Raw genomic sequence first — 22,599 nt, forward strand, 5'->3', positions numbered from 1 at the left:
GCCCCGCACTGCGCGGTCGAGGAGGAGGGCCTGTTCCCGGCTCTCGCGGCGGAGTTCCCCGAGCAGGTCGCCGCGCTGCGCCGCGAGCACGCGGCGCTGACCGCGGTGCTGGCCGGGGCGGGCGACGTGCCGCTGTGGGACTGCTCGTGGGCGGCGCGAATTCTCGGCGCCCTCGACTTGCTGCAATGGCACATCCTGAAGGAGCAGGACGGGGTGTTCCCGGCCGCGCTCGCGACGCTGCACACCGCGGACTGGGAGGCCCTCGACGCGGTGCGCGACCGCATCGGCTCGAAGCTGGCGCACCCCGTCGGCGCGTGACTTCGCCGAACGAGGCCCGGTCGCACAATGCGGCCGGGCCACCCTCAGCTCGCCGATCCCGCTCTTGCTCTCGCCTGATGAAGCGTCGGCGGGCCTGCGCGAGCGGCTTGCGGAGACCTCGCGCGCGTCATGGGCCGGAACCGGCCTCGACGGTGAACGCGAAGTCCTGATGCGCCTTGGCCTCCAGGTTCAGCGGCAGGCGGATGCGCCCGGATGCCACCATGCGCCGCACCTCGCCGCGGCTGAGGCCGAGCCCGGACATGAGCAGCCGTTCGACGCGGATCGGCGCGGGCAGCTCGAAGCCGACGAACACGGTGAGCGAATGCGGGTCCTGCGGCGAGTAGAACGGCAGGTCCGTCTCCAGCCGCCAGGTGCCGGTCCAGTCGAGCCGGTATCCGCTCTTGGCCGCCAGCGACGCGTTCATCGCCAGCGCGCGCACCATCGCCGGGTCGTTGTTCTCGAAGGCCAACCGGCGCGCGGGCTCGAGCAGCTGCACGTGGCGCCGTTCGTGGACGGGCACCTTCGAGGTGTTGCCGCAGGCCTCACAGCACAGCAGCAGCCACACGTCGAGGAGCTTGCCGTTCGCGTTGACGCGGAACTTGCCCGAGGGGCGGTGGCGCGTTCCGGGGCAGTCGACGCAGGGTTTGACGATGGCGGGCAGGCCGAGTTCGCGCACGGCCCACAGCGCCTTGCGATCAGTATTCACCTATTGATTGATTTCAGGCTTCAGCGGGAGCGCTCGCGGTCAGGCCGCGGCCCCCGGGATCCGGCGGTGCACACGCGGACGCGACGACCGGCCGGGCCGAGCGGTCAGGCTCCGGGGTCGAACGCGCGACAAGTCAACTGCAGTACGTGGCAGCGCTTACAGATCCATGCCGGCCATCGTGGGGGAACCGGCGAGAGGCAGGCAACTTGTTTTCCGCTCCGCCGCGGCGGCTCGCCGCCGACGGGACCGCGATGATCCGGGCAGGCCGCGACTCGTCAGCGATGCCGAAGCGCATTGAGGCGGGCGGCCTGGCGGGTGAGGTGGTCGCGCTCGGCGAGGTTGGGCGCCCTGTGGGCGGCTTCCGCGTACAGCCGCGCCGCCGTTTCCAGGTCGCCGTCGCGCTCGTGCAGGTACGCCGCGACCGCCGTGTAGCGGGGGAGCGAGGCGTCCAGCGTCGCGAGGGCCGCCAGGCCGGCGCGCGGCCCGTCGGCCTCGCCGACCGCGACCGCGCGGTTGAGCCGGACGACCGGGCTGTCCGTCAGCCGCGCCAGCTCGTCGTACCACTCGACGATCTGCACCCAGTCGGTCTCCTCCGGGGTGGGCGCGTCAGCGTGCAGGGCGGCGATGGCGGCCTGTGCCTGGAACTCGCCGAGCTGGTCGCGGGCGAGAGCCGCCTGCAGGATGTCGACGCCGTCGGCGATCAGCTTGGTGTCCCATTGGCCGCGGTCCTGCTCCGCGAGCGGCACCAGGCTGCCGTCGGGCACGGTCCGGGCGGCGCGCCGGGCGTGGTGCAGCAGCATCAGCGCGAGCAGCCCCGCCACCTCGGGATGGGCGATTCCGGCCGCGAGCTGCCGGGTGAGCCGGATGGCCTCGGCGGCCAGGTCGACGTCGCCGCTGTAGCCCTCGTTGAAGACCAGGTACAGGACGCGCAGCACGGTGGCGACGTCCCCGGGCTGGTCGAGCCGCACGTCGGCGATGGTGCGTTTGGCGCGGCTGATGCGCTGCGCCATGGTCGCCTCCGGCACCAGGTACGCCTCGGCGATCTGACGCGTGGTCAGACCGCCGACGGCGCGCAGGGTGAGCGCGACCGCGGACGCCGGCGTCAGTGACGGGTGCGCGCACAGGAAGTACAGCTGGAGCGTGTCGTCCACGGCGGGGGCCGGTCCGGCCGGCGGCTCCTCGTGCACGACCAGTTCCCGCCCGCGCCGCGAGCTCTCGGCGCGCGCCGCGTCGAGGAACCTGCGCCAGGCGGCCGTGACCAGCCACGCCTTCTGGTCGCGCGGCGGCTCCTGCGGCCAGGTCTCCAGCGCCTTGATCAGGGCTTCTTGTACGGCGTCCTCGGCCGACGCGAAATCCGCTCCGCGCCGGACGAGGACGGCGATCACCGCGGGCACGAGCTCCCGCAGCAGCGACTCGTTCACAGTGTCTGGTTCACTCCGTCACCGTGGGCGGCTCGGCCAGGAACGGCCGCAGCTCGAGCCACTCGTGGATCGGCTTGCCGCCCGCCCCGGGCGCGGCCGACAGCTCACCGGCCAGCTCGAGCGCGCGCTCGTAGCTGTCGACGTCGATCACCATCCAGCCGGCGATCAGGTCCTTGGTCTCCGCGAACGGGCCGTCGGTGACCGGCGGGCGCCCCTCGCCGTCGTAGCGCACGAACGTGCCCTCGGGGGAGAGCGCCTGACCGTCGACGAACTCGCCGGTCTGCTCCAGCCGGGCCGCGAAGTCCCGCATGTACTGGATGTGCGCCGAGATCTCCTCGGGCGTCCACTGGTCCATCGGCACGTCGTTGACCGCCGCCGGGGCGCCGCGGTAGTGCTTGAGCAGCAGGTACTTGGCCATCGTGCGTCTCCTCGGTGCTGGTGCGACCCATTGTGGCCGCCTTCACCCCGGGGACGGAGCGGAGAGCCGGTTCTCGACATCGCCGCCCAAGATCTTTCGGCCCGTCAGGGTCAGCACCAGAAGGACTTCGGCGGCGAGCAGGTAAGCCCCGATCCAGAGGTAGGGAGTGAGCGTCGGGCGCTGGACAAGGTCGAGGCTCAGCGGCATCAACGCCTGGAAGCTGGTGCCGAGGTACAGGGCGCTGGCCGCGCTGGGAAGCACGAGGAGCAGCGGAGCGGCGACCACCAGCCGCGCGATCGGGCCGCGGAGGCTGCGGCGTGCTTGACGCAGCATCATGACGGCGACGACGCACACGCAGCAGAACTCGAACAGGCGCGAAGGCAGCCACAAGCGCTCGATCAACGCGTAGGAGGGTTCGCCCGCGATGATCACGAGGAGGTCGCCGCTCAGCAGCAGGGAGAGGCTGGTGAGGATCGCCGCGGCCAGCCACCACCTCGGCCGCTCGACCCGCGGCGCGTCGCGGTGGAAGCCGAGCAGCCCCGCGATCAGCGGGATGACGCACAACACGAGCATCGCGCACGGGTTGGCCCACCACGCGTCAGATCCGATGCCGAACACCCACGGTGAGGTGGCCAGGAACACCACCGAGCTGGCGGTCATCAGCAGCAGGCCGGTTCGGCGCCATCCGCGCAGGAACGCCGCCACTGCCAGGCACGGGACCAGCAGGCTGTACCCGGCGACGGCAGCGGGCCCCCAGGACTGAAAACTGAGCTGCCGCAAGAGCGCGTCGATGCCGGGCCAGGCGCCAGCCCTGAGCACCTGCCGCGGCGTGCCCGCCTGGAGCACCAAGCCGAGCAGTGCGATCAGTCGCAGGTTCTCGCCGGCTGACCGCGCCCGAGGGCTCGCACCGGGCGCGCCGCTGCGCAGCCGCAGCGAGAAGCCGAGCATGCTGAGCCACTCGCCTAGCGACGGGCGGACCCGGCCCGCGTCAGCCGCGCCGTCCAGCATGGTGGTGAGCATTTCCTCGCCGCGCTGCTCGCGGAAGGCGCGCGGCAGCAGTGCCAGCACTCTGCGGTACCGCTGCGCCACCGCTTCCTGCGCCACCGCTTCCGCCGCTTCCGCTGGCTCCGCTAAGTTGGCTGGCCGCGCTGTGTTCGTTGGCTTCGCCGTGTTGGTTGGCTCTGTCGTGCCCTTGTCATCCGAGCCTTGACGTTCCCCGTGCGCGCTCATGCTCCCGCTCCCGCCGTTGCCGTGCCCGGACCGTGCTTCAGACCGCTGACCTGGATGCGCACACCGCGGGCTTGCAGCCGCTGCGCCGCGGCCTTCGCGTTGGCCGCGATGCGTTGCGTGTCCTCGGTCAGAGCGGCGACGCCCTGCTCGGTGAGCCGGTAGTAGCGGCGCAGCCGGCCCGAGTCGATCTCGTCGTGGTCCGGCTCGAGCAGGCCTTCGTCCGTGAGCCGTTCGAGCGCGCCGTAAAGCGTGCCGACCTTCAGCTGCGTGCGGCCGTCGGAGAGCTCGGCGACTTCCTGGGCGATCCCGTACCCGTGCCGAGGCTGGTCGGCGAGGGCGGTGAGGATCAGGAAGACCTGCTCCGTCCTGGTGGAGGATTTCATGTGACGATATATATCGTCTCGCGAGTTATAGGGCAAGGGCTGGCGGACGGAGACCCCGCTAGCGCTACCGCCTCAGGCCGGGCGGTCGAGGGCGGCCGTGATCAGCGCCTCGAGCTGCTGAGCGACCTGGTCGAAGGGCTGGATGATCTGGCTGGCGCGGCTCATCGCGACGGCGCCCTCGACCGCCGCCACGGTCAGCGCGGCGAGGGCGGCGGCCTGAGCCGGATCGGTGCCGTGCTCCCGCAGCGAGTCGGCGAGCAGCCGCTGCCACTCCGCGAAGGCCTCCGCGGCGGCCGCGATCGGCGGCGGGTTCTGCTCGCCGGTGGGTTCCTCGACGGCGACGGCCAGCACGGGGCAGCCGGCCCGGAAGCCGCTGTCCAGGAGCACGCCGCGCCATAGCTTGAGGAAGGCGCGCAGCCCGGCGACGGGTCCCGCGTGCAGCCGCCTGCGCAGCGCCCGCGTGACCTTCGCGCTCCCGTACTGCACCGCCTCGGTGGCCAGCTGCGCTTTGCCGTCGGGGAAGTAGTGGTAAGTCGACCCGAGCGGGGCCTGGCTGTGCTTGGCTAGTTCGCGGACGCTGGTCGCGTTGAGTCCGCGCCTGCTGATCATGTCGGCCGCGCCGGCCACGATCCGCTGCCGGGCCGTGGGCTGGCGCCGGGGCGTCGTCATTTCCGCGCACCGCTCCTCTCCGGCCCTCTGGCTATAACGATCGACATAGTCTAGCCTGGCAAGGCCTATAACAAGCGTCATAGATAGCGCCGCGGACAACGGCGCGCGCGGTGCGGGGTGTGAAAGGTGGGGGCGGGTGCGTGAGCTGATCTACGTCGCGAAGCGGACGGTCGCCTGGCGCGAGACCAGGGATCCGAGACTGCAGGCCGACAGCGACGCGATCGTCGCTCCGGTCGCGGCGACCAGCTGCGACGTGGACGCGATGATCCTGGCCGGGCAGGGCTTCATCCCGCCGCCGTTCCCCATCGGGCACGAGTGCGTGGCCCGCGTGGTCGAGGTCGGCGACACCGTCGCCCACGTGAGCCCGGGCGACCTGGTGGTGGTGCCCTGGGCGATCTCCTGCGGCCGCTGCGACCGGTGCCGGGCGGGGTTCACCGCGCACTGCGAATCGGTGCCCTACATGGCGATGTACGGCGCGCCGCTCGGCGGGTCCTGGGGCGGGCTGTTCTCCGACCTGGTGCTGGTGCCGTGGGCCGACGCGATGCTGGTACCGCTGCCCGCCGGACTGGACCCGGTCGCGATGGCCTCGGCCAGCGACAACTGGTCGCTGTCCTGGCGCCTGGTCGCCCCGCACCTGAAGGCCAGGCCCGGTTCCCGGGTCCTGGTCGTCGCGCGCGGCAGCATCGGACTGTACGTGTGCGATATCGCCCGCGCGCTCGGCGCCGGCGACGTGCTGTACGTCGATCCCGATCCCGCGCACCGCAAGATCGCCGAGGGCTTCGGGGCCCGCACCGCAGAATCCCTCGACCCGGTGCGGCACGGCTTCGACCTGGCCGTGGAGGCCACCGGCCGCGTCGAGGAGCTGGCCGCGGCGCTCAAGTGCCTGGCGCCGGAAGGGTTCTGCGAAAGCGCAGGCAACCACTTCCGCCCCGGCGAGCTGCCGCTGCGGGACATGTACCTGACCGGCGTCACGCTGCGCGTCGCCCGCGACAACGTGCGCGCCCACATCCCCGACGCGCTCGCCCTGGCCGAGACCGCCGAGGTCAGTCCCGAGCGCGTCGTCTCCGACGTGCTCGACTGGGAGCAGCTGCCCGACGCCCTGCCCGAGCATCACCTCAAGCCCGTCTTCGTCAGGGACCTGCCCTCGCGTCCCGCCGCGCCGGCGGCCGCGTCGCGCGGGCGGTTCGGCAGGAAACCGCGGGCCCGCCCGGCGAAACCGGACGAGCCCGCGGACGACGGCTGGTTCACTGCTGCAACTCGCGGTAGTGCTGGCGCCAAATGAGCCGGTAGACCGGCACCAGGCGGGGGATCGAGCGCAGGCCGGGGATGAAGGGCACGAACACGAACACCAGGGAGAGCACCGCCATCGTGCCCCAGACCAGCGCGTCGGCGTTGTCCGAGCTGTTGAACGGCGAGATCTGGTACCAGAACGTGTAGAGCCACAGCCAGGCCTGGCCCGGGAAGTTGCCGGTCTCGTTCATCATGCCCCACTGGTCGCCGCTCAGGTGCTGGGCGTCGGCCTGGGCCGCGAGGTCGGAGCCGTCGGCGAGGAAGAGCAGCGGCAGGGTGTAGTCGGTCTGATAGAAGCCGCCCTCGGAGAGCAGGGCGCCGTCAAGCGATCCGGTCTGCGCCTGCTGGAGCAGCTGCCCGAGCAGCACCGGCACCGGTCCGAACGCGTCGGAGGCGGTGACCTTGGCCGGATCGTCGTTCGCCTTGGTCAGCGCGTCCGAGTAGGCGCCGGTCCACTTCGCCTGCTGATCGGCGCTCGCCGCGTTGTAGGTGCTCAGCGCGGAGGTCACGGCCGGATCCTGCGGCGCGGCGGCCAGCGGCCCGAGGACGAAGGCCTGCGCGGCGTCGATCGGGTGGGTGACTCCGGCCGCCTTCGCCAGCGCGAGCGGCCCGAGCTTCTGGCCGTCCGCCGCGGTGTTGTACGGCGGCCCGTAACTGGCGGTGCCGCTTGAACCGTCGAGCTCCGCGAGCGCGGTCGCGGTGAAGTCGCCGGGGTCGGCCTTGGCCCATGAGGCGATCGTCATCGGCTTCTCGTCCGGGGAGGAGAACACCGCCGCGAGCGCGAAGGTGAGGGCCAGCACCGCGACGAGCGCGATCGTGAACTCCTTGACCAGGTCGTAGGGACGCGACCCGAAGGAGTACGGATCGGGTTCGGCGTGAGGGGCGTGGGGGGAGTGGCTGGTCATCGCGCGGCCTCCTCCTCGGTCGCGGTTTCCCTCTCCGCCGGTTCGGCGGGCGCCGAGCGCAGCGCGATCGGCGGCACCACGCCGCGTCGGCGCACCATCAGGATGTGCAGGACGACGATCAGGCCGACGACCGCCGGCAGCAGCACGATGTGCCACATGAGCATCTGCCCGAAGTCCGTCACGTTGAAGTAGGCGCCGATGCCGACCGAGTTCAGCCCGTCCTTGGCCTGGGTGGAGATCCACTGCGAGTCGAAGTTCTGCTGGACCAGGTAGCCGGTGAACGCGGTGCCGACCGAGCCGAGGAAGGAGACCGCCCCGGTGATCCAGGTCAGGGCGCGCCGGCCGCGCCAGGCCGCCATGAAGAACTTGCCCCACAGGTGGATGACCATGAAGGCCATGAACAGCTCGACGCTCCACAGGTGCAGGCTGTTGAAGTAGTGCCCGACCGCGGACCCGTGCCACCAGGCCGGCCCCTTGAGCGCGAGCACCGCGCCGCTGCCGAGCACGACAAGGAACGCGGCCAGGGTCAGCACGCCGAAGACGTATATCCACGACGCGACGTACTTGGGCTGCGTGTCCGGCAGCAGCTTGTCCGGGGGCAGCGCACGCACTGCGCCACGGCGCACAGCTCCGGTCCAGCCGCCGGTCAGCTCGCCGTCGGTGGCGCCGGCGACCGGCGAGGGCTCCGGAGTCGGCGGCGGGGCGATCACGTGCTCACTCATTTGCGGCCACGTCCCTTCGGGAAGGGCAGCACCAGCGCCAGGATGAAGACGGCCACCATGATCCCGACGACCACGAGATTGGCGACGGATACCTGAATCACACCCCAATGCACGTAATGACCGGGGCCGTTCAGATCGACGGGGGCGGCGCCTGCCGCGGACACCTTGCTCAGCATCGTGAGACCTCCCTGTGGGCGTGAGCACGCGTTTCCCGTGCATGGTCTCGCCGTACGGGTGCTCGACTCAGGGCCATAAGTCCCGGTCCTTCGGGCCGGTCAGCCCCCCGGGGGATCGGCGAGCCCGGTTCTGCTGCCGCGGCGCGCTTGTGGGGGGACCGTGACGGCGCGGCCCGGCGCGGTGTGCTGATCGGGCCGCCTTTGCCGAATCAGCTCGCCTTCACCACGCTGGGCCGCGCTGCCGGTATAGCCCGGCCGCGGCCGGCGGCGCCGCATCTTTGCGAGTTCTGAGCAGGTTCTGAACGGATTGCCGAGCATGTCCGCGTCGCCGCGGACGAAGCCGCCACGCCGCGTGGAGGTCGCCATGGCGCGCGGAACGCCCACGCCGACGGCGAGCGCCGAGATCTTTACCGGTTCTGAGCAGGTTTTGAACCGTTCACGCGCAGGCCGCGCGCGACTGTAGAAGGGAGGCCGCATCGAGGAAGGTGAAGCATGGATCCGAAGACGCGCAAGGCCGTGTCCGCCCGTGACGCCGGCCTGGCGCGCGTGAGCAGGGCGACCCGGCTGATCGGCGTCGCCTCGGTGGCCGGCGCCGTGATCGCGGCCGCGGGCTTCGCCCATCTGATCCCCACCCACCTGCCGCACCTCAACGTCGACGACGGCGGTGGCAGCGGGAGCGGCAGTGGCGGCGGCAACGGCTCTTCCAACGGCTCCGGCGGCTTGCAGGGCCCGAACAACGCGCCGGGCGGAGGAGGATCCGGGCCGTCGCAGGTGCAGTCCGGCGGGTCGTGATGACGCTGGGCATCGCTGCGGCGCGCGCGGAGGTAGCCGCGTTCGGCGGCACGGCCGTCGTGCTGACCGCCGAACCGGGCGCGCTTGACGACGCGCTGGCGATCGTGCGCGAGCACATCAGGGCGGTGGATAAGGCGTGCAGCCGGTTCCGGCCGGATTCCGAACTGTGCCGGGTGAACGAGGCCGCCGGACGTCCGGTCGAGGTGAGCGCGCTGTTCGCGCGGGCGCTCGAGACCGCCCTGCGCGCGGCCGAGCTGACCGACGGGGACGTGGACCCGACCTGCGGTGACGCGTTGATCGCCGCCGGATACGACCGGGATTTCGACGAGCTGCGGGTATCCGGCGTTACCGTGACGGTGCCGCGGCCGCGCCCGATCCCGGGTTGGCGGACGGTGCGCTGGAACCCGGCCGAGCGCGTGGTGACGCTCCAGCGCGGGACGCGCCTCGACTTCGGCGCGACCGCCAAGGCACTCGCCGCCGACCTGGCCGCCCGCGACGTGCACGACAAGCTGGGCGGCGGGGTGCTGGTCAGCTTCAGCGGCGACCTGTCGGCCTGCGGCCCGGCGCCGGACGGCGGCTGGCGCGTGCGCGTGACCGACGACCACCGCGCCGCAGACGACCGCCCCGGCCAAACGGTGACCGTGCGCGACGGAGGCCTGGCGACCTCCAGCACGACGGTCCGCAGATGGAATGCCGGCGACACGGCCTTGCACCACATCATCGACCCGCGCACCGGGCTGCCGACTCAAGCCGGCTGGCGCACCGTCAGCGTCGCCGCCGTCGACTGCGTCACGGCCAACACGGCGGCGACCGCGGCGATCGTGCGCGGCGAATCAGCACCCGGATGGCTGGCCGCGCACGGTCTGCCCGCACGGCTGGTGCGCAGCGACGGGACCGTGGTCACCGTCGCCTCGTGGCCGGCCGACCAAGGCTCCGGCGGCGCAGCGTCATGACCAGTGCGTCGACCGTCATCACGTCCACCACGCCGCTCTGGTACGCGACTCGCGCCACAGGCGTCGTCGCACTGGTGCTGCTCACCATGAGCCTGGTGCTCGGCATCCTGATCACCGTCCGTTTCGCCACCGAGCGCTGGCCCCGGTTCGTCACCATCGGCATCCACCGCAATCTCTCCCTGCTGGTGCTCGCCTTCCTCTCGGTGCACATCGGCACCGCGCTGCTCGACTCCTACGCCCCAGTCGGCTGGTTCTCGCTGGTCATCCCGTTCGTGTCCGCATACCGGCCGTTGTGGCTCGGACTGGGCACGGTCGCGTTCGACCTGCTGTTGGCGCTGACCGTCACCAGCCTTCTGCGTTCCCGGGTGGGGCACCGCACCTGGCGCGCCGTGCACTGGGCCGCCTACGCCTGCTGGCCGCTGGCGGTCGTGCACGGGCTCGGCACCGGCACGGATCCCAAGGCTCCGGCGATTCTCGGCCTCACCGCCGTGTGCGTCGCCGCGGTCGTCGCGGCGGCCGCTTGGCGCCTGGTCTCCGGCTGGCCCGTGCATCGCGGACTGCGGCTGACCGCAGGCGCCGCCAGCGCCGTGGCGCTCATCGCGGCTACGGCGTGGACGGCGTCCGGTCCGCTCAAATCCGACTGGGCCGCGCGCGCCGGAACTCCGCCCGCCTTGCTAGCCCGCGCGAACGGCGCCGCGACGGCCAACGGGGCCGCCGGCCCGGTCACCGCCCTGCCGGCGCTGCCGCTGACCACCAACATCACCGGATCGATCAACACGGCCACGACGGCCTCCGGCCAAAGCTCGGTCACCATCGCCGGGACCGGAAGCAGCCCGGTGGCCTTCCAAGTCGTCATCAGCGGACCGGCGCTGCCCGGCGGCGGCGTGCAGATGTCCTCCAGCCGGGTCACCTTCGGCCCGAGCGGGCAACCCGGCCGCTACAGCGGAGCCGTCACCGGACTGAACGGCCCTGACATCACCGCGTCGGTCACCGACCAGACCGGCGCGGCGCTGCGGCTGACCCTCAACCTCACCATCAACGGACCGTCGGTGACCGGCACGCTCAACGCCGCCGCGCGCTCTGGGAGCAACGAGTGAAGCAAGCGAACAGCACGCGGTGGGACCCGGAGGCCGCGCGGCAGTACGGCGCCGGTTCCGGTTCCGGCGCCGATGCCGCTGCGAGTCAGGCCACTGGGTCGGACCGGCGGCTATTGGGCGGACCGGCCGACCTCGCGGGACATCTGCGGTGGCACGGACCGCTGCCCGACCACGACGGCGCGACGATCCTGGACACGGTCGAGCGCTCCGGCTTGACCGGCCGTGGCGGCGCCGCGTTCCCGACCGGCCGCAAGATGCGCGCCGTCGCCGACGCGTCGCGCGCACGGCGGTCCGCCAGACAACGCGGCACCGTGCTCGTCGCCAATGGATGCGAAGGCGAACCGGCCAGCGCCAAGGACCGCACCCTGCTCACCCGCGCGCCGCACCTCGTGCTCGACGGAATCACCGCCGCCGCGCTGGCGGTCGGCGCCGAGCGTGTGCACCTGTGCCTGCACGAGGACGACGACGCGATCATCCGAGCGGTGCAGCGTGCCCTCGACGAGCGTCAGAGCGCCCGGGTGCCGACGGCTGACGTACAGATCACGCGGGCGCCCGCTCGATACGTCGCGAGCGAGGAGACCTCGCTGATCCAGCTGATCGACGGCGGACCGGCGCTGCCGCGCTTCACCCCGCCGCGGCCCTTCGAGCGCGGCGTCGACGGCCGTCCGACCCTCGTGGACAACGTCGAGACGCTCGCGCACATCGCCCTGATCGCACGACACGGCCACGCCTGGTTTCGCGCGACGGGAACCCCGAACGCCCCCGGCACCGCGCTGGTCACCGTCACCGGAGCAGTGAGCCGGCCCGGCGTCTACGAGATTGCGCTCGGCATCACCGGCGCCGAACTCCTGGCCACGGCCGGAGGAACCACGCAGCCGGTACAGGCCGTGCTCGCGGGTGGATACTTCGGGGCCTGGCTCCCCGAACAGCGCTTCCACAGTGCCCGCATCACGGCCCCGGACCTGCTCGCGGCCGGAGCGGCGATGGGCGCCGGCATCTTCGTCGCCCTGCCCGGCGAGTCCTGCGCGCTGGCCGAAACCGCCCGTGTCGCCCGCTACCTGGCCGAGCAGAGCGCCGGGCAGTGCGGGCCGTGCATCAACGGACTGCCTGCGCTGGCGCAGGCCCTCGAAGCGCTGGCGGCCCGCGGTGACCGCCGCGCCCCAGAGTATATCAAGAACCTGACTCCATACGTCGCCGGGCGCGGCGCCTGCCGCCATCCCGACGGCGCGACCCGCCTGATCGCCAGCGCGCTCGCGGTATTCGCGGCCGATGTCCGCACGCACCTGCATCGCGGGCCGTGCGCAGGTGCCAGGCGCGCTCCCATCCTGCCGCTGCCCGCTGCGACCGTCGGGGCGTACTGATGACCGCCGTCACGAGCACGACGCGACTGCGCGTGAATCCCATCGCCTGCAAGGCGCATGGCGTGTGCATCGAAATGCTGCCGGAGCTCATCGGTCGCGATCCGTGGGGCTATCCCGTCGTCTCCGAACAGCCGGTCCCCGACCGCTTGCTCGCCTTGGCGAAGCGCACGGTCGAGGCCTGCCCCACGCTCGCGCTGCTGCTCACCGACTCCACGACCGGGCGGCGCTGACCCGCCCGAATACCGGCGGGCGATCTCCCGTGCGCCGGTCGCCCGGCGGCGGTGCGATCAGACGTGCTTGGCGTAGTCCGCGAACCCCTGCCAGTCCACCACGACGCAGGGCTCGTCGCTGGTGATCCAAGCGTCGTGGCCGGGCGGGATGTGCGCGTAGTCGCCGGTGCCGAAGTCGAACTCCTCGCCGTCGTCCATCCGCACGTGCATCCGGCCCGAGACGCAGTAGCCGGTGTGCTCGGCCTGGCAGCTCTCCGTGCCGGCGATCGGCTTGACGTGCTGCGACCATCTCCAGCCGGGCTCGAAGGTGGCCAGGCCCACCGGGCCGGCTTCCGTGTTGACCAGCTCCAGGCGGCCCATGCCGTCCTCGAAGAGCCGGGTCTCGTCCGCCTTGTCGAAGTTCTTGTGCTCGACGCCCGTCATCCCTCTTCTCCCTCCTTGCGTCTGGCACCGGCGGCCCGCCGACGACGTCGCACGGTCCGCCCGCTCTGTCAACTCAAGACCTGAAGTCCGGCCGTGTCACTACGGCATCCGGGGCATAGCTCGGGCATGGCGCGCAGCGCCGCTTGCCCGCGTCAGAGGTGCCCGTCAGGTCACCCGGCGGCGAGCCACGTGCCGCGTCCCTGGTCGGCGGCCGTCAGCGTCAGGGCGAGCAGGAGTGCCGCCGCGGCGGCGATCGGCGCGAGCAGGAATGCCCCGCTGCTGCCGCCGCCTTGGGCCAGATACCCGGCCAGCGCCTGGCCGCCCGCCGTGCCGAGCGGGCCTCCGGCGCACAGGATCGTCATCGCGGACGCCGTGCGATCGGGCGGCGCGATCCGCTCGGTGAGGGTGTACAAGGTGATCATGTACGGCGCGACCGTGACACTCGCCATCGCCACGGCGGGAACGACGGCATGCAGCCGGTCGCCGATGTAGAGGGCGAGCATGCCGGCCACGAGCGCGGCGGCGAAAGCCGGATACCGGTGGCGCGCCGCGAATCCGCGCGGCAACCAGGCGCACGCCGCACCGGCCAGCGCGCTTCCGGCACCGAAGATCGCATAGATCAGCCCGGCGGCGCCGGGACGTCCGATGCTGTGTGCGTACGCGGTCACGCCGGTCTGCACCGCGCCGAACACGGCGCCCATGGCGGCCATCGCGAAGAACATCGCTACCAGTGCCCGCCGCGGCAGCCGAGCCTGGGGCCCGGTGTGTGATGACCGCTTCATCGGACTGCGGTCGGTGTAGAGCATTGCGAAAGGCAGCGCCGCCACGCACAGCAGCACGATGCTCGCCGCGATCGGTGCTATCGGCCCGAGGGAGGTCGCGATGGGTGCCAGCAGCCCGACGAGCGTCGGCCCGGCGACGAAGCTCGTCTCGTCGGCGGCCGCCTCGTACGCCATCGCGGAGGGCAGCAGCGATGGCAGAGCGTGGATCTTCACCAGCCGCGACCAGTACACCCGCACCAGTACGCCGACCGGCGGCTGGGTCAGCCCGACCAGCGCCGCTGCCGCGAGCAACTCGGCGCGAGCGGCCCGGCTCGCCGCGATCAGGCAGAGCAGAGCGGCGATATTGGCGAGCGTGGTGATCGCCGCGACCCGGCGGTGACCGTACCGGTCAGCAAGGGCGCCGACGACCGGGGCACCGGCTGAACCGCAGAGTCCCTGCGCGGCGGCGGAAAGTCCCGCGAAGGCATAGCTCCCGGTGACGGTCTGCACGAGGATGAGTGTCGCGAGCGACGACATGGCGTAGGGGAGCCTTGCCAACAGGCTCAGAGGGAAGAAACCAACGCCGGCAGTCTGCACAAGACGGCGGTAAGACAACGCGTCTCCATCGGGTACGTCAAAGGGACGCGCTACCCAACCACCGGCGCGTTGACGATCCCGATTCTGCGTTTGATCGTACAACGGCGCGTCCGCGCCGACTATCCGCGCCGACTAACAGCCGAGAAGCCCGCGGCTTGCGCTGGTGCGGGATGGAAATGACAAGACTGACAACGCCCTCCACCTTCGATGGATGCCCTCTGATGAGCACGCAGCAGCCTGAGGCGCGCCGCACGGCGCCCGGTGACCCCGCGTCAGTGCAGGACACAGCGTCTGCGCAGGACACACTGCGCACCAAGCCGTTCGACGGCCCGGTCATCGCCCACGCGGTCTACCGCAGCCGGGTCGACTGGATGGACACCGACGCCGCGGGCCACCACCACAACACCTCCATCACACGCTTCGTCGAGGCGGCGGAAGCGACGCTCATGCGCGAGCGCGGCCTGCTGGAGTACTTCGGCGCGGCGCCGCGCGTGCGCTTCGAGGTCGACTTCACCGCGCCGCTCTGGTTCGACCAGGAGGTGACGACCACGCTGGTCCTCGAGCGGATCGGCGATTCCTCGCTGGCCTTCCGCTTCGAGGTCTGGGGCGAACGGGACGAGGCGAACCCGCGCCGCCTCGCCGCGCGCGGCCGCTACGTCACCGTGCACGTTCCGAGGGACAGCCGGCGCAGCGCGCCGTGGCCCGAAGAATGGCGCAACCGGCTGAGCGCTCGCACCGACGGGACTGGTCGCACCGACGGGATCGACGGGATCGCCGACGCAGGAGTGCGTCACGGTTGACCGCGATGCTGACCGAGTAGCCCGCGCCGTCGGACGGTTTTTGGCAACTTAGGTGTCATGATGGCAGGGTGAACGATCCGACTGCCGCGCCCGACCGGGCCGACCGGCTCGCCGACGTCTACGACCTCGTCGGCCCGCTCTACCGGCGCGCCCAGCGAAGAGTGGAGCTGGACGTGCCGGCCGAAGGGCTGTCGGTCGGGGTCCGCGCGGTGCTGAGCATGCTGTACCGGCACGGCCCGATGACGGTGCCGCAGATGGGCCGCGCCCAGGCGATCAGCCGGCAGTTCGTGCAGCGGATGGTCAACGAGGCCGCCGCGCGCGGGCTGGTCGAGTCCTTCGCGAATCCGGCGCACAAGAAGTCCTCGTTGATCCGGCTGACCGAGCTGGGCTGCTCCGCGATCGACGCCGTGCTCACCCGCGAGGCCGACAACCTTAGGCGCGTCGGCGAGCACGTCACCGAGGACGACATCGAGGCGTGCCTGCGCGTGCTGTCGGCGCTGCTCGCAGGGCTCGACGACGTCGACGTCGACGTCGACATCGACGTGGACTGACTCGCGGGCGATCAGAGGATGACCGGGCTGCGCCGCTCGACCAGCACGACATCGCGCCAGACTCCGTGGTGGCGGCCGACCTTCTGCCTGGTGCCGACGACGCGGAAACCGCACCGCTGGTGCAAGGCGAGGCTCGCGGTGTTCTCCGGGAAGATCCCGGACTGGATCGTCCAGATGCCGCCGGCCTCGGTGGAGGCGATCAGCGCATCGAGCAGCGCGGCGCCGACACCGCGCCCACGCGCTCGCGCGGCGACGTAGACGGAATGCTCGACCACGCCGGAGTACGCGCACCGGTCCGAGACCCGAACCACAGCGGCCCAGCCGAGCACCGCGTCGGTTTCGTCCAGGGCGACGAAGCGGTGCTCGGGCAGCTTCGCGGCGTCGAACCCGGCCCAATCCGGGGCGGACGTTTCGAAGGTGGCGTTCCCCTCGTCGATGCCAGTCTGATAGATCGCCAGCACCTCGGCGGCATGGTCGGGCGTCATGGCGGCGATGCGCACCGTGGCCCGCGTGGGGGCGCTCATCGCCCGTCCCTGTTCACCATGCCCCTATTTTGCCGTCCGTCGCAGACTATGCGCCGCCAGCACCGTGCCGGGGGCGTTAACGTGTCCGCGTGATCGATACGGATGGGGCTCGCCTCGGCGCGCAGGCCGCGCGCGAGCTGGCCGCCAGCAGGCAGTGCGAGATCGGCCCGGGGATGACCGAGCGCGAGCTGCGCCGGGTCGAGCTGGAATACGGCTTCGAATTCGCCGACGACCATCGGGCGTTCCTGGCCGCCGGCCTCCCCGTGAACACACCGATCCCCGAACAGGAGGGCGTCATCCACGCCTACGCCCGGCCCTGGCCGGACTGGCGCGACGGCACCCCGGAGGAGCTGCGCAGACGACTCGCATGGCCGGTCGAAGGGGTGTTGTTCGACGTCGAACACAACGCGTTCTGGGGCCGGGACTGGGGCGTGAGACCTGACGAGCAGGCCGAAGCACTGCACGTCGCCGCGCAACGATTGGCTACGGTTCCCCGCATGGTCCCGATCTACGGCCACCGGTTCCTGCCCGGCGGACATGGCACATACGGGCATCCCGTGCTGTCGATGTACCAGACCGACATCATCTACTACGGCACCGACCTGGCCGATTACATCAGCCGCGAATTCGGCGGCCGTGGCGCAGTACCGGACGGCGCGCTACAGCAGGCGCACGCGACAGTGCCGTTCTGGCGCGACTTCCTCTAAGAACTCGTTTCATAATGGCTTGGGTCGCTTGCGGTGACAGATCAGGGCGCAGGCCAGCTGCATCAGGGCCAGGTGCAGGTCGGCGCGGCGTTCGTAGCGGGTGCGTAGCCGTTTGTACTGGTGTAGCCAGGCGAAGGTGCGCTCGACGACGTAGCGCACGGTGCCCAGGCCAGAGCCGTGCGGCGTGCCGCGGCGGGCGATGCGCGCGGTGATCTGCAGGCGGCGCAGGGCGTCGCGGTAGCGCTCGTGGTCGTAGCCGCGGTCGGCGTAGAGGTAGCGGGGCCGCTGTCGCGGGCGGCCCCGAATGCCGCGGATCTGCGGGATCGCCTCGACCAGCGCCAGCAGTTGGGTCACGTCGTGCCGGTTGCCGCCGGTGAGCAGCACGGCGAGCGGGATCCCGCCGGCGTCGGTGATCAGATGGTGCTTGGAGCCCGCCCGAGCCCGATCGACGGGCGAGGGGCCCGTCTCGGCCCCCCTTTCAGCGCCCGCACATGGGATGCGTCCACCACCGCGGTGTCCAGCTCGAGCACCCCGTCGCGGCGCAGCTCGTCGAGCAGCACCCGGTGCAGCTCGGGCCATACCCCGGCCTCGGTCCAGTCCCGCAGCCGCCGCCAGCAGGTGATCCCCGAGCAGCCGGCCACCTCGCGGGGCACCTCGCGCCAGGTCACCCCGGTCTTGAGCACGTACACGATCCCGGCCAGCGCGCCGCGGTCGTCCAACGGCAGCCGACCCGGATTGCGCGAACGCCGCGCCGGGCGCGGCGGAAGCAACGGCGCCACCTTCGACCACAACGCGTCCGGCACCAGTTCATCCCTCACCCGGCCAGCATCCATCAGAACCCGGATACCGAGACAGCAGACACGCCGCCATTATGAAACGAGTTCTAATACTGCAACGGCACTTATGGCGGTTGGTGTCCGCGACGTTTGTAGTGGCTGACGCGCGCCTGGTGTTGGCGTCGTCGGCGCCAGTAGGACCAAGCCCAGACATGGTCGGGCGGGTGGATGCGGGTGCGCAGGTGGATCAGGAGTCTGCGTATCTCCGGTAGCGTGTAGCCGATTGTGTCGCATGCGGCGGGGGCGTGTTTCCTTCGGCGATCCTGGCGCGGGCGATCGCCAAGTGGGCGTGGGCGAGCATGGACAAGGTGATGTGCGCGTACCAGGCCCGGTAGGAGCGCACCTGGTAGTGGTCCAGGCCGGCCTCGTTCTTGGCTTGCTGGAAGCACTCCTCGATCCGCCATCGCGACCCGGCGATGCGCGCCAGCTCGGCCAGGCTGGTGCGGCGTGGGCCGAAGCACACGTAGTAGGCGATCTCGTCCGGGCGTTTGATCGAGCGGCGGGCCAGCAGCCAGTGCCCGCGCCCGGGCCGCCAGGCGATGCGGATCGGGATGCGCGCCCAGTCGTACTCGCGCCGCCCGTGCGCGCCGTCGCCGGCGGAGACGCGCCGCCAGGCGCGCGGCGGCAGCGCGGCGATCATCTCGTCCACGCGGCCTGCGCCGTGACTGAGACTGAAGACATCGTCGTTGCACCGGGTGGCCAGCACGTACGACGCGTCGTGCTGTTCGAGCCACACCCGCAGGTACTTGGCCTGCCCGTACGCCTCGTCCGCGGTCACCCACGCGAACGGCACCCCGGTCGCGAACGCCCGCGCCAGCATCGCCTGCGCCAGACGCGGCTTGGTGACGAACTCGGCCTCCTGCGGCACGCCCGCATCCCGGCGGCGCGCCGGATCGCCGCTCCACGCCTCGGGCAGGTACAACTCCCGGTCCACCAAAGCGTGCCCGCGCCCCGAGGCGTAGGCCAGGAACACCCCGACCTGACAGTTCTCGATCCGCCCGGCCGTACCGGAGTACTGCCGGGCCACGCCCGCAGACCGGGTGCCCTTCTTCAGGAACCCGGTCTCATCCACCACCAGCACCCCGGCCGGATCGCCCAACCGTTCGACCACGTAGTCGCGCAGATCATCACGCACCCCGTCGATGTCCCAGTCCGCTTTACGCAGCAAACGCTGCATCCCGTCCGGACCGCTCTCGCCGGCGTGCTCGGCCAGCGTCCAGCCGTTCTTACGCTCCAGACCTGCCACCAGACCGGACAGATACTCCCGCACCCGCTCCCGCGGCTCGGAACGAGTGAAGCGGCCCGCGATCAGCGCGTGCGCCCGCTCCGACTCCTCCATCAGAACACTGACCACCACGAGCCACAATGATGCACCATCAAGCAGGCAAGTGCCGTTGCAGTACTAAGCAAGCTCACACAACTGCTTACTTGCCTCGCCTGTGTGCGCTCCGCCTATTCGCACTGCCAGGTGAACGTCGCCTTGTCGAACCGCCCGGCGGCCAGGTCTTCTCGGGTGATCATCCAATACAACCGCCCGGCGTCATCCCAGTTCATGCCGCTGCGCGAGTCGCTGTCGATCTGCGCGAGCAGCACCAGTTGCGAGGCGAGCTGCTTACGCGCGCCGATCGCGGCCTCGTCCTCGCCCGGATGAACGACCTGCGCACCCTCACGCTCCACGGCGCCTTGCACGGGCAGCGCGTAGCCACCGATTTGGTGATGCGGCTGATGATCGCGCCGGTACGCGGTCAGCGCCTCCCAGAACCCGGTGCCATTCGGGTCAGCGGTCGGATAGTCGCAGTAACCGGACGGGTCGTCCGGGTCGCCGAAAGCGGCGATCAGCGCGGCGTTCTCGTTGTCCGGCGCGGTCGCGATCACCTCCCCGCTCAGCAGCAGGCGCGGATACGGCGCGGCCCCCTCGGGCGCGGTGCGCGGGGCGATCTCGGCTTCCTCCGGAACGTAGATCACGCGGGTGCCGTTGCTGACGCTGTCCGGGTCGGTGGCCGTGACCGAGCTGTCGCCGAGGCCGTCGAAGTAGAAGAACAGCAGCTGCCCGGACGCGGGCAGCGGGATGTCCAGCTCCTGGCTCGGCACCTGGCCGCAGTCGACCGCGCCGACGAAGTGCAGCGGGCCGTGCCCCTCCCACACCGGCCACTCGACGTCCTTGGGCAGCAGCGGGTCGCCGCCGAGGTAGGCCGTCACGGAGCCCTCGGCTTCGAGCGCCCGCAGCTGGAAGCCGGGCCGCAGCAGGCCCGCCCAGGTCTCGGCGTCCTGCTCGCTGAAGTACTGGCGCCCGGCCTGCGCCAACGGGGATTCGCTGATCTGCATGGCGGACATGCTCCCAAACCGGCGGCTACACCGGTACGGTCTCCGCGAATTCAGCGGCTGGTGTCCGCATCTGTACCCTTATCGGGCGCTGTACTTTTATCGGGCGCTGTCTTTTTATCGGGCGCTGTACCTTTGTCGGCCGCTGAGACGCGGCCCAGGAAGCGCGACCGGTCCACGATCGCGCGCTCGATCTCGCCTTGCGCGGCGATCTGTCCCGAGCCGTCGACGGCCAGCACGCTGAACGTCAGCCTTCCGCCGTCGACCTCGATCGGCGGCGTCGCGGTGACCTCGACGAAGCCGCCGACCGGCGTCGCGCGAAGGTGCTCGACGCGGATGGCGGTGCCGACCGTCGTCCGGCCGTCGCCGAGCAGCGGCTGTGCCTCCCGCACGGTCTGCGCCTCCATCCACGCGATCAGCCTCGGTGTCGCGAGCACCGGCACATCGCCGCTGCCCAGAGCCGTCGCCGTGTCAGCATCCGTCACCTCATGCCGCATCCGGCCTCCTCGACGTACGCGCGGCCAGCATGACGCCGACCGCCACCGACCCGGCGGCCACAAGGCCGGCCGCGAACACTGCCCAGTGCCCCGCGAACGAGACGGCAAGCACCAGCAGCGCGCCGCACGGCAGCAACGCCTGCCGCGCGAGCCCGTTCTTGAAGGGCCGCAGGTGCACCAGCCACACCGCGACGAGGTACAACGCGGTAGGGATGGTCACGGACAGGGCGGCTGCGAGCGTCGAGATCCGCGCGTGGTGCGTGACCTGCTGCACGGCGACCGCGATGCCGGCACCGATCGCGGCGGCCGATCCGAAGATCACATAGTGGCCGTAGCCCCAGACGAAGGCCTGTTCATTCGACTGCACGTAGTCGTGGATCGGCACCGCGAAGTAGATCCAATAGGCCGCGAACACGATGATCAGCCCGCTGGCCGCGATCGGCAGCAGCGCGCCCAGGTCGGCCTGGTCGTCCAGGGCGGTCTGCACCGCGATCGTGGCCGCCGAGACGCTCTCCCCGAGCGTGATGATCGTGAACAGGCCGTAGCGCTCGCCGATGTGGTGCGGATGCCAGGACGTCGGGTGGATCCGCTCCGCGACCGCCGGCACCGTCATGTCGGCGATTCCCAGCGGCCCGAAACCCCACAGCCAGGCGTTCTCGGGCGCCAGGAGCAGCAGCACCCAGCCGGCCTGCACCACGACCAGCCCCGCCGCGTACGTCCGCGCCGCCGAGCGCGCCGCTCCCGTCTCACCGCGAGCGGCGCGCAACCACTGACCGGTCTGCGCGACGCGCATGATCACGTATCCGAGCACCACCACGGCGAAGTCTCCGCGCTGGAAGGCCCTGGGCACGCCCGCCGCCAGCACCAGCACCCCGGCGATCTGCACCAGCGTGGCCAGCCGGTACGCCACGTCGTCGTTGTCGTAGGCGGAGGCGAACCACGTGAAGTTGACCCACGCCCACCAGATCGCGAAGAAGACCAGCAGGTAACCGCTCAGGCCGTGCCAGGACCGTCCGTCGGCTACCGCGTGCACCAGTTGCTGCCCGGCCTGGGCCACCGCCACGACGAACGACAGGTCGAAGAACAGCTCCAGCGGCGTGGCGGCCCGGTGCGCCTCATCCCGGCGCCGGGCCCGCATCCGCGACACCGGGCGCGCGGCGCTCTCGTGCCCGGTCTCCGCGTGCGCGCTCTGTGCCATCAGCGTCCGGCCCTCACGTCAAGCGACGAACAGGTCAACACCAGCCCCTTGCCCGATTCCGGCCGGGAAGGGAACACGATCGCACAGACCGCCGCTCGTGCGGGCCGCTACCGCTCCGCCGGGGGGAGTAGTCCGGCGACAGTGACGGTGACGAGCCGGTCGAGCGCGGCGCCGGAGTGCGCGCCGGAGGCGGCGGTCAGGGCGTGCAGGCTATAGCCGGCCAGCTCCTCGGCGGGCACGTCGCCCCGCACCTGACCGTGTTCGGCTGCGTCGCGGATCAGCCTCGTGATGAACGCTCGCAGCTCGCGCTGCGCGTGTTGGACGTGCTCGCCCCGGTGCAGCAGCGACGCGAGCTCCCCGGATTCGCGATGCTCTCCGGCGATCGCCGCGTAGGCCCGCAGCACGGCGCGCAGGCGCTCGCCCGGGTCCGTCACGCTCTCGCCGACCTCGGCCAGATGGCGCAGGTGACCGGCGATGTGCCGCTCGTGCCAGGCCGCGAGGATCGCGTCGAGGTCCGGGAAGTACTTGTACAGCGTGGCGCGTCCGATCCCGCTGCGCTCGGCGACCTGAGACATCGTCACTGCGGTCAGCCCGCGCTCGGCGACGAGGGCGGCGGTCGCGTCGAGGGTGGCGTCGCGCACGGCGTCGCGATGCGCGGCGATCGTCTCGGTCCACAGTCTCGGCACACTTCGAGGATACGCCGTGGTCGCAG

At 71.3% G+C, this 22,599-nt stretch carries 27 protein-coding genes and 1 pseudogene; 10 read left to right on the forward strand and 18 right to left on the reverse strand.

Going from position 1 to position 22,599, the window contains the following annotated elements:
• Positions 1–318 (forward strand): hemerythrin domain-containing protein (locus VFB40_RS03040; protein WP_324847712.1); only part of this gene is annotated, 318 nt, incomplete at its 5' end.
• A gap of 127 nt (positions 319–445) precedes the next feature.
• Here the strand turns inward: VFB40_RS03040 and VFB40_RS03045 are convergent.
• The 6 genes from VFB40_RS03045 to VFB40_RS03070 all read right to left on the reverse strand — a co-directional run bounded on the left by VFB40_RS03045 (position 446) and on the right by VFB40_RS03070 (position 5,145).
• Positions 446–1,024, reverse strand: a complete 579-nt coding sequence (locus VFB40_RS03045) for a DUF1062 domain-containing protein (RefSeq protein WP_324847713.1) — start codon at positions 1,022–1,024, stop codon at positions 446–448.
• A gap of 275 nt (positions 1,025–1,299) precedes the next feature.
• Positions 1,300–2,445, reverse strand: coding sequence for an RNA polymerase sigma factor (locus tag VFB40_RS03050; RefSeq protein ID WP_324847714.1), 1,146 nt, complete (start codon positions 2,443–2,445; stop codon positions 1,300–1,302).
• A gap of 10 nt (positions 2,446–2,455) precedes the next feature.
• Positions 2,456–2,863, reverse strand: coding sequence for a YciI family protein (locus VFB40_RS03055; protein ID WP_324847715.1), 408 nt, complete (start codon positions 2,861–2,863; stop codon positions 2,456–2,458).
• A 42-nt stretch (positions 2,864–2,905) separates the two neighbouring features.
• A complete protein-coding gene (locus VFB40_RS03060; RefSeq protein ID WP_324847716.1) occupies positions 2,906–3,967 on the reverse strand; it encodes a hypothetical protein in 1,062 nt (353 codons plus the stop codon).
• 122 nt (positions 3,968–4,089) lie between these two features.
• Entirely contained in the window at positions 4,090–4,476 is a 387-nt protein-coding gene (locus VFB40_RS03065) for a PadR family transcriptional regulator (RefSeq protein WP_324847717.1), read from the reverse strand.
• 72 nt (positions 4,477–4,548) lie between these two features.
• Positions 4,549–5,145, reverse strand: coding sequence for a TetR/AcrR family transcriptional regulator (locus VFB40_RS03070; RefSeq protein ID WP_324847718.1), 597 nt, complete (start codon positions 5,143–5,145; stop codon positions 4,549–4,551).
• Between the two features lie 136 nt (positions 5,146–5,281).
• Between VFB40_RS03070 and VFB40_RS03075 the strand changes: the two genes are divergently transcribed.
• Positions 5,282–6,427 (forward strand): zinc-dependent alcohol dehydrogenase, encoded by a 1,146-nt coding sequence (locus VFB40_RS03075; protein WP_324847719.1) that lies wholly within the window; start codon positions 5,282–5,284, stop codon positions 6,425–6,427.
• Here VFB40_RS03075 and VFB40_RS03080 read toward each other — a convergent pair.
• Genes VFB40_RS03080 through VFB40_RS03090 form a run of 3 tightly spaced genes read right to left on the reverse strand, consistent with a single transcriptional unit; the run spans position 6,390 to position 8,238 of the window.
• Positions 6,390–7,340, reverse strand: a complete 951-nt coding sequence (locus tag VFB40_RS03080) for a hypothetical protein (RefSeq protein ID WP_324847720.1) — start codon at positions 7,338–7,340, stop codon at positions 6,390–6,392. The genes VFB40_RS03075 and VFB40_RS03080 overlap by 38 nt on opposite strands.
• Positions 7,337–8,062: a cytochrome b N-terminal domain-containing protein gene (locus VFB40_RS03085; protein ID WP_324847721.1), complete on the reverse strand. Its 726-nt coding sequence runs from the start codon at positions 8,060–8,062 to the stop codon at positions 7,337–7,339. The genes VFB40_RS03080 and VFB40_RS03085 overlap by 4 nt, the downstream gene beginning before the upstream one ends.
• The gene (locus VFB40_RS03090; protein ID WP_324847722.1) at positions 8,059–8,238 is read right to left on the reverse strand and encodes a hypothetical protein; all 180 of its coding nucleotides are present in this window, start codon (positions 8,236–8,238) and stop codon (positions 8,059–8,061) included. The genes VFB40_RS03085 and VFB40_RS03090 overlap by 4 nt, the downstream gene beginning before the upstream one ends.
• 492 nt (positions 8,239–8,730) lie before the next feature.
• On the opposite strand from VFB40_RS03090, the gene VFB40_RS03095 reads away from it, so the two are divergent.
• From VFB40_RS03095 to VFB40_RS03115, 5 genes are read left to right on the forward strand one after another with little or no spacing between them, the layout of a single operon-like run.
• Positions 8,731–9,030 carry a hypothetical protein gene (locus tag VFB40_RS03095; protein WP_324847723.1) on the forward strand — a complete coding sequence of 100 codons (300 nt, stop codon included), beginning with the start codon at positions 8,731–8,733 and terminating at the stop codon, positions 9,028–9,030.
• Positions 9,030–9,983, forward strand: a complete 954-nt coding sequence (locus VFB40_RS03100; RefSeq protein ID WP_324847724.1) for an FAD:protein FMN transferase — start codon at positions 9,030–9,032, stop codon at positions 9,981–9,983. Before VFB40_RS03095 ends, VFB40_RS03100 begins: the two co-directional genes overlap by 1 nt.
• On the forward strand, positions 9,980–11,080 hold the full coding sequence (locus VFB40_RS03105) for a ferric reductase-like transmembrane domain-containing protein (protein WP_324847725.1): 1,101 nt from the start codon (positions 9,980–9,982) through the stop codon (positions 11,078–11,080). The genes VFB40_RS03100 and VFB40_RS03105 overlap by 4 nt, the downstream gene beginning before the upstream one ends.
• Positions 11,077–12,441 carry an NADH-ubiquinone oxidoreductase-F iron-sulfur binding region domain-containing protein gene (locus VFB40_RS03110; RefSeq protein ID WP_324847726.1) on the forward strand — a complete coding sequence of 455 codons (1,365 nt, stop codon included), beginning with the start codon at positions 11,077–11,079 and terminating at the stop codon, positions 12,439–12,441. The genes VFB40_RS03105 and VFB40_RS03110 overlap by 4 nt, the downstream gene beginning before the upstream one ends.
• Complete coding sequence (locus tag VFB40_RS03115; protein WP_324847727.1) at positions 12,441–12,671, forward strand: ferredoxin; 231 nt, start codon at positions 12,441–12,443, stop codon at positions 12,669–12,671. Before VFB40_RS03110 ends, VFB40_RS03115 begins: the two co-directional genes overlap by 1 nt.
• Positions 12,672–12,728: 57 nt before the next feature.
• On the opposite strand, the gene VFB40_RS03120 is transcribed toward VFB40_RS03115, so the two are convergent.
• Together VFB40_RS03120 and VFB40_RS03125 are read right to left on the reverse strand one after the other, a co-directional pair.
• Positions 12,729–13,094 (reverse strand): cupin domain-containing protein, encoded by a 366-nt coding sequence (locus tag VFB40_RS03120; protein ID WP_324847728.1) that lies wholly within the window; start codon positions 13,092–13,094, stop codon positions 12,729–12,731.
• 170 nt (positions 13,095–13,264) lie between these two features.
• On the reverse strand, positions 13,265–14,452 hold the full coding sequence (locus VFB40_RS03125; RefSeq protein ID WP_324847729.1) for an MFS transporter: 1,188 nt from the start codon (positions 14,450–14,452) through the stop codon (positions 13,265–13,267).
• Between the two features lie 221 nt (positions 14,453–14,673).
• Here VFB40_RS03125 and VFB40_RS03130 point away from each other — a divergent pair, with 221 nt between their 5' ends.
• Positions 14,674–15,252 carry an acyl-CoA thioesterase gene (locus VFB40_RS03130; RefSeq protein ID WP_324847730.1) on the forward strand — a complete coding sequence of 193 codons (579 nt, stop codon included), beginning with the start codon at positions 14,674–14,676 and terminating at the stop codon, positions 15,250–15,252.
• A 68-nt stretch (positions 15,253–15,320) separates the two neighbouring features.
• On the forward strand, positions 15,321–15,803 hold the full coding sequence (locus VFB40_RS03135) for a MarR family winged helix-turn-helix transcriptional regulator (RefSeq protein WP_324847731.1): 483 nt from the start codon (positions 15,321–15,323) through the stop codon (positions 15,801–15,803).
• Positions 15,804–15,814: 11 nt separating this feature from the next.
• Here VFB40_RS03135 and VFB40_RS03140 read toward each other — a convergent pair whose 3' ends face one another.
• A complete protein-coding gene (locus tag VFB40_RS03140; RefSeq protein ID WP_324847732.1) occupies positions 15,815–16,327 on the reverse strand; it encodes a GNAT family N-acetyltransferase in 513 nt (170 codons plus the stop codon).
• 89 nt (positions 16,328–16,416) lie between these two features.
• Between VFB40_RS03140 and VFB40_RS03145 the strand changes: the two genes are divergently transcribed.
• On the forward strand, positions 16,417–17,034 hold the full coding sequence (locus VFB40_RS03145; RefSeq protein ID WP_324847733.1) for a hypothetical protein: 618 nt from the start codon (positions 16,417–16,419) through the stop codon (positions 17,032–17,034).
• A gap of 9 nt (positions 17,035–17,043) precedes the next feature.
• Here the strand turns inward: VFB40_RS03145 and VFB40_RS03150 are convergent.
• The 6 genes and pseudogenes from VFB40_RS03150 to VFB40_RS03175 form a co-directional block, all read right to left on the reverse strand.
• Positions 17,044–17,852, reverse strand: a protein-coding gene (locus VFB40_RS03150) for an IS5 family transposase (protein ID WP_324847734.1) whose coding sequence is annotated in 2 segments (ribosomal slippage) — positions 17,044–17,513 and positions 17,513–17,852 — 810 coding nt in all. Because the reading frame shifts where the segments join, the coding sequence is not laid out codon by codon here.
• Between the two features lie 205 nt (positions 17,853–18,057).
• Positions 18,058–19,209 carry an IS701 family transposase gene (locus VFB40_RS03155; RefSeq protein ID WP_422653138.1) on the reverse strand — a complete coding sequence of 384 codons (1,152 nt, stop codon included), beginning with the start codon at positions 19,207–19,209 and terminating at the stop codon, positions 18,058–18,060.
• Between the two features lie 113 nt (positions 19,210–19,322).
• A complete protein-coding gene (locus VFB40_RS03160; RefSeq protein ID WP_324847735.1) occupies positions 19,323–20,195 on the reverse strand; it encodes a YwqG family protein in 873 nt (290 codons plus the stop codon).
• 137 nt (positions 20,196–20,332) lie between these two features.
• Positions 20,333–20,689: pseudogene (locus VFB40_RS03165) on the reverse strand (thioesterase family protein); the annotation flags it as partial.
• Positions 20,679–21,887, reverse strand: coding sequence for a low temperature requirement protein A (locus VFB40_RS03170; RefSeq protein WP_324847737.1), 1,209 nt, complete (start codon positions 21,885–21,887; stop codon positions 20,679–20,681). The pseudogene VFB40_RS03165 and the gene VFB40_RS03170, both read right to left, overlap by 11 nt.
• Positions 21,888–21,994: 107 nt before the next feature.
• Positions 21,995–22,573: a TetR/AcrR family transcriptional regulator gene (locus tag VFB40_RS03175; protein WP_324847738.1), complete on the reverse strand. Its 579-nt coding sequence runs from the start codon at positions 22,571–22,573 to the stop codon at positions 21,995–21,997.
• Positions 22,574–22,599 lie beyond the last annotated feature (26 nt).

Origin of the sequence: Actinocrinis sp. (assembly GCF_035650855.1) — a bacterium.
In the GTDB taxonomy this organism is placed as follows: domain Bacteria; phylum Actinomycetota; class Actinomycetes; order Streptomycetales; family Catenulisporaceae; genus Actinocrinis.

Coding starts and splice junctions, on each gene's coding strand:
- VFB40_RS03080 (WP_324847720.1), bottom strand. CDS start 7,340: ATGACCAGCCACTCCCCCCACGCCCCTCACGCCGAACCCGATCCGTAC.
- VFB40_RS03065 (WP_324847717.1), bottom strand. CDS start 4,476: ATGAAATCCTCCACCAGGACGGAGCAGGTCTTCCTGATCCTCACCGCC.
- VFB40_RS03100 (WP_324847724.1), top strand. CDS start 9,030: ATGACGCTGGGCATCGCTGCGGCGCGCGCGGAGGTAGCCGCGTTCGGC.
- VFB40_RS03105 (WP_324847725.1), top strand. CDS start 9,980: ATGACCAGTGCGTCGACCGTCATCACGTCCACCACGCCGCTCTGGTAC.
- VFB40_RS03115 (WP_324847727.1), top strand. CDS start 12,441: ATGACCGCCGTCACGAGCACGACGCGACTGCGCGTGAATCCCATCGCC.
- VFB40_RS03120 (WP_324847728.1), bottom strand. CDS start 13,094: ATGACGGGCGTCGAGCACAAGAACTTCGACAAGGCGGACGAGACCCGG.
- VFB40_RS03155 (WP_422653138.1), bottom strand. CDS start 19,209: ATGGAGGAGTCGGAGCGGGCGCACGCGCTGATCGCGGGCCGCTTCACT.
- VFB40_RS03090 (WP_324847722.1), bottom strand. CDS start 8,238: ATGCTGAGCAAGGTGTCCGCGGCAGGCGCCGCCCCCGTCGATCTGAAC.
- VFB40_RS03070 (WP_324847718.1), bottom strand. CDS start 5,145: ATGACGACGCCCCGGCGCCAGCCCACGGCCCGGCAGCGGATCGTGGCC.
- VFB40_RS03055 (WP_324847715.1), bottom strand. CDS start 2,863: ATGGCCAAGTACCTGCTGCTCAAGCACTACCGCGGCGCCCCGGCGGCG.
- VFB40_RS03130 (WP_324847730.1), top strand. CDS start 14,674: ATGAGCACGCAGCAGCCTGAGGCGCGCCGCACGGCGCCCGGTGACCCC.
- VFB40_RS03095 (WP_324847723.1), top strand. CDS start 8,731: ATGGATCCGAAGACGCGCAAGGCCGTGTCCGCCCGTGACGCCGGCCTG.
- VFB40_RS03160 (WP_324847735.1), bottom strand. CDS start 20,195: ATGCAGATCAGCGAATCCCCGTTGGCGCAGGCCGGGCGCCAGTACTTC.
- VFB40_RS03085 (WP_324847721.1), bottom strand. CDS start 8,062: ATGAGTGAGCACGTGATCGCCCCGCCGCCGACTCCGGAGCCCTCGCCG.
- VFB40_RS03170 (WP_324847737.1), bottom strand. CDS start 21,887: ATGGCACAGAGCGCGCACGCGGAGACCGGGCACGAGAGCGCCGCGCGC.
- VFB40_RS03140 (WP_324847732.1), bottom strand. CDS start 16,327: ATGAGCGCCCCCACGCGGGCCACGGTGCGCATCGCCGCCATGACGCCC.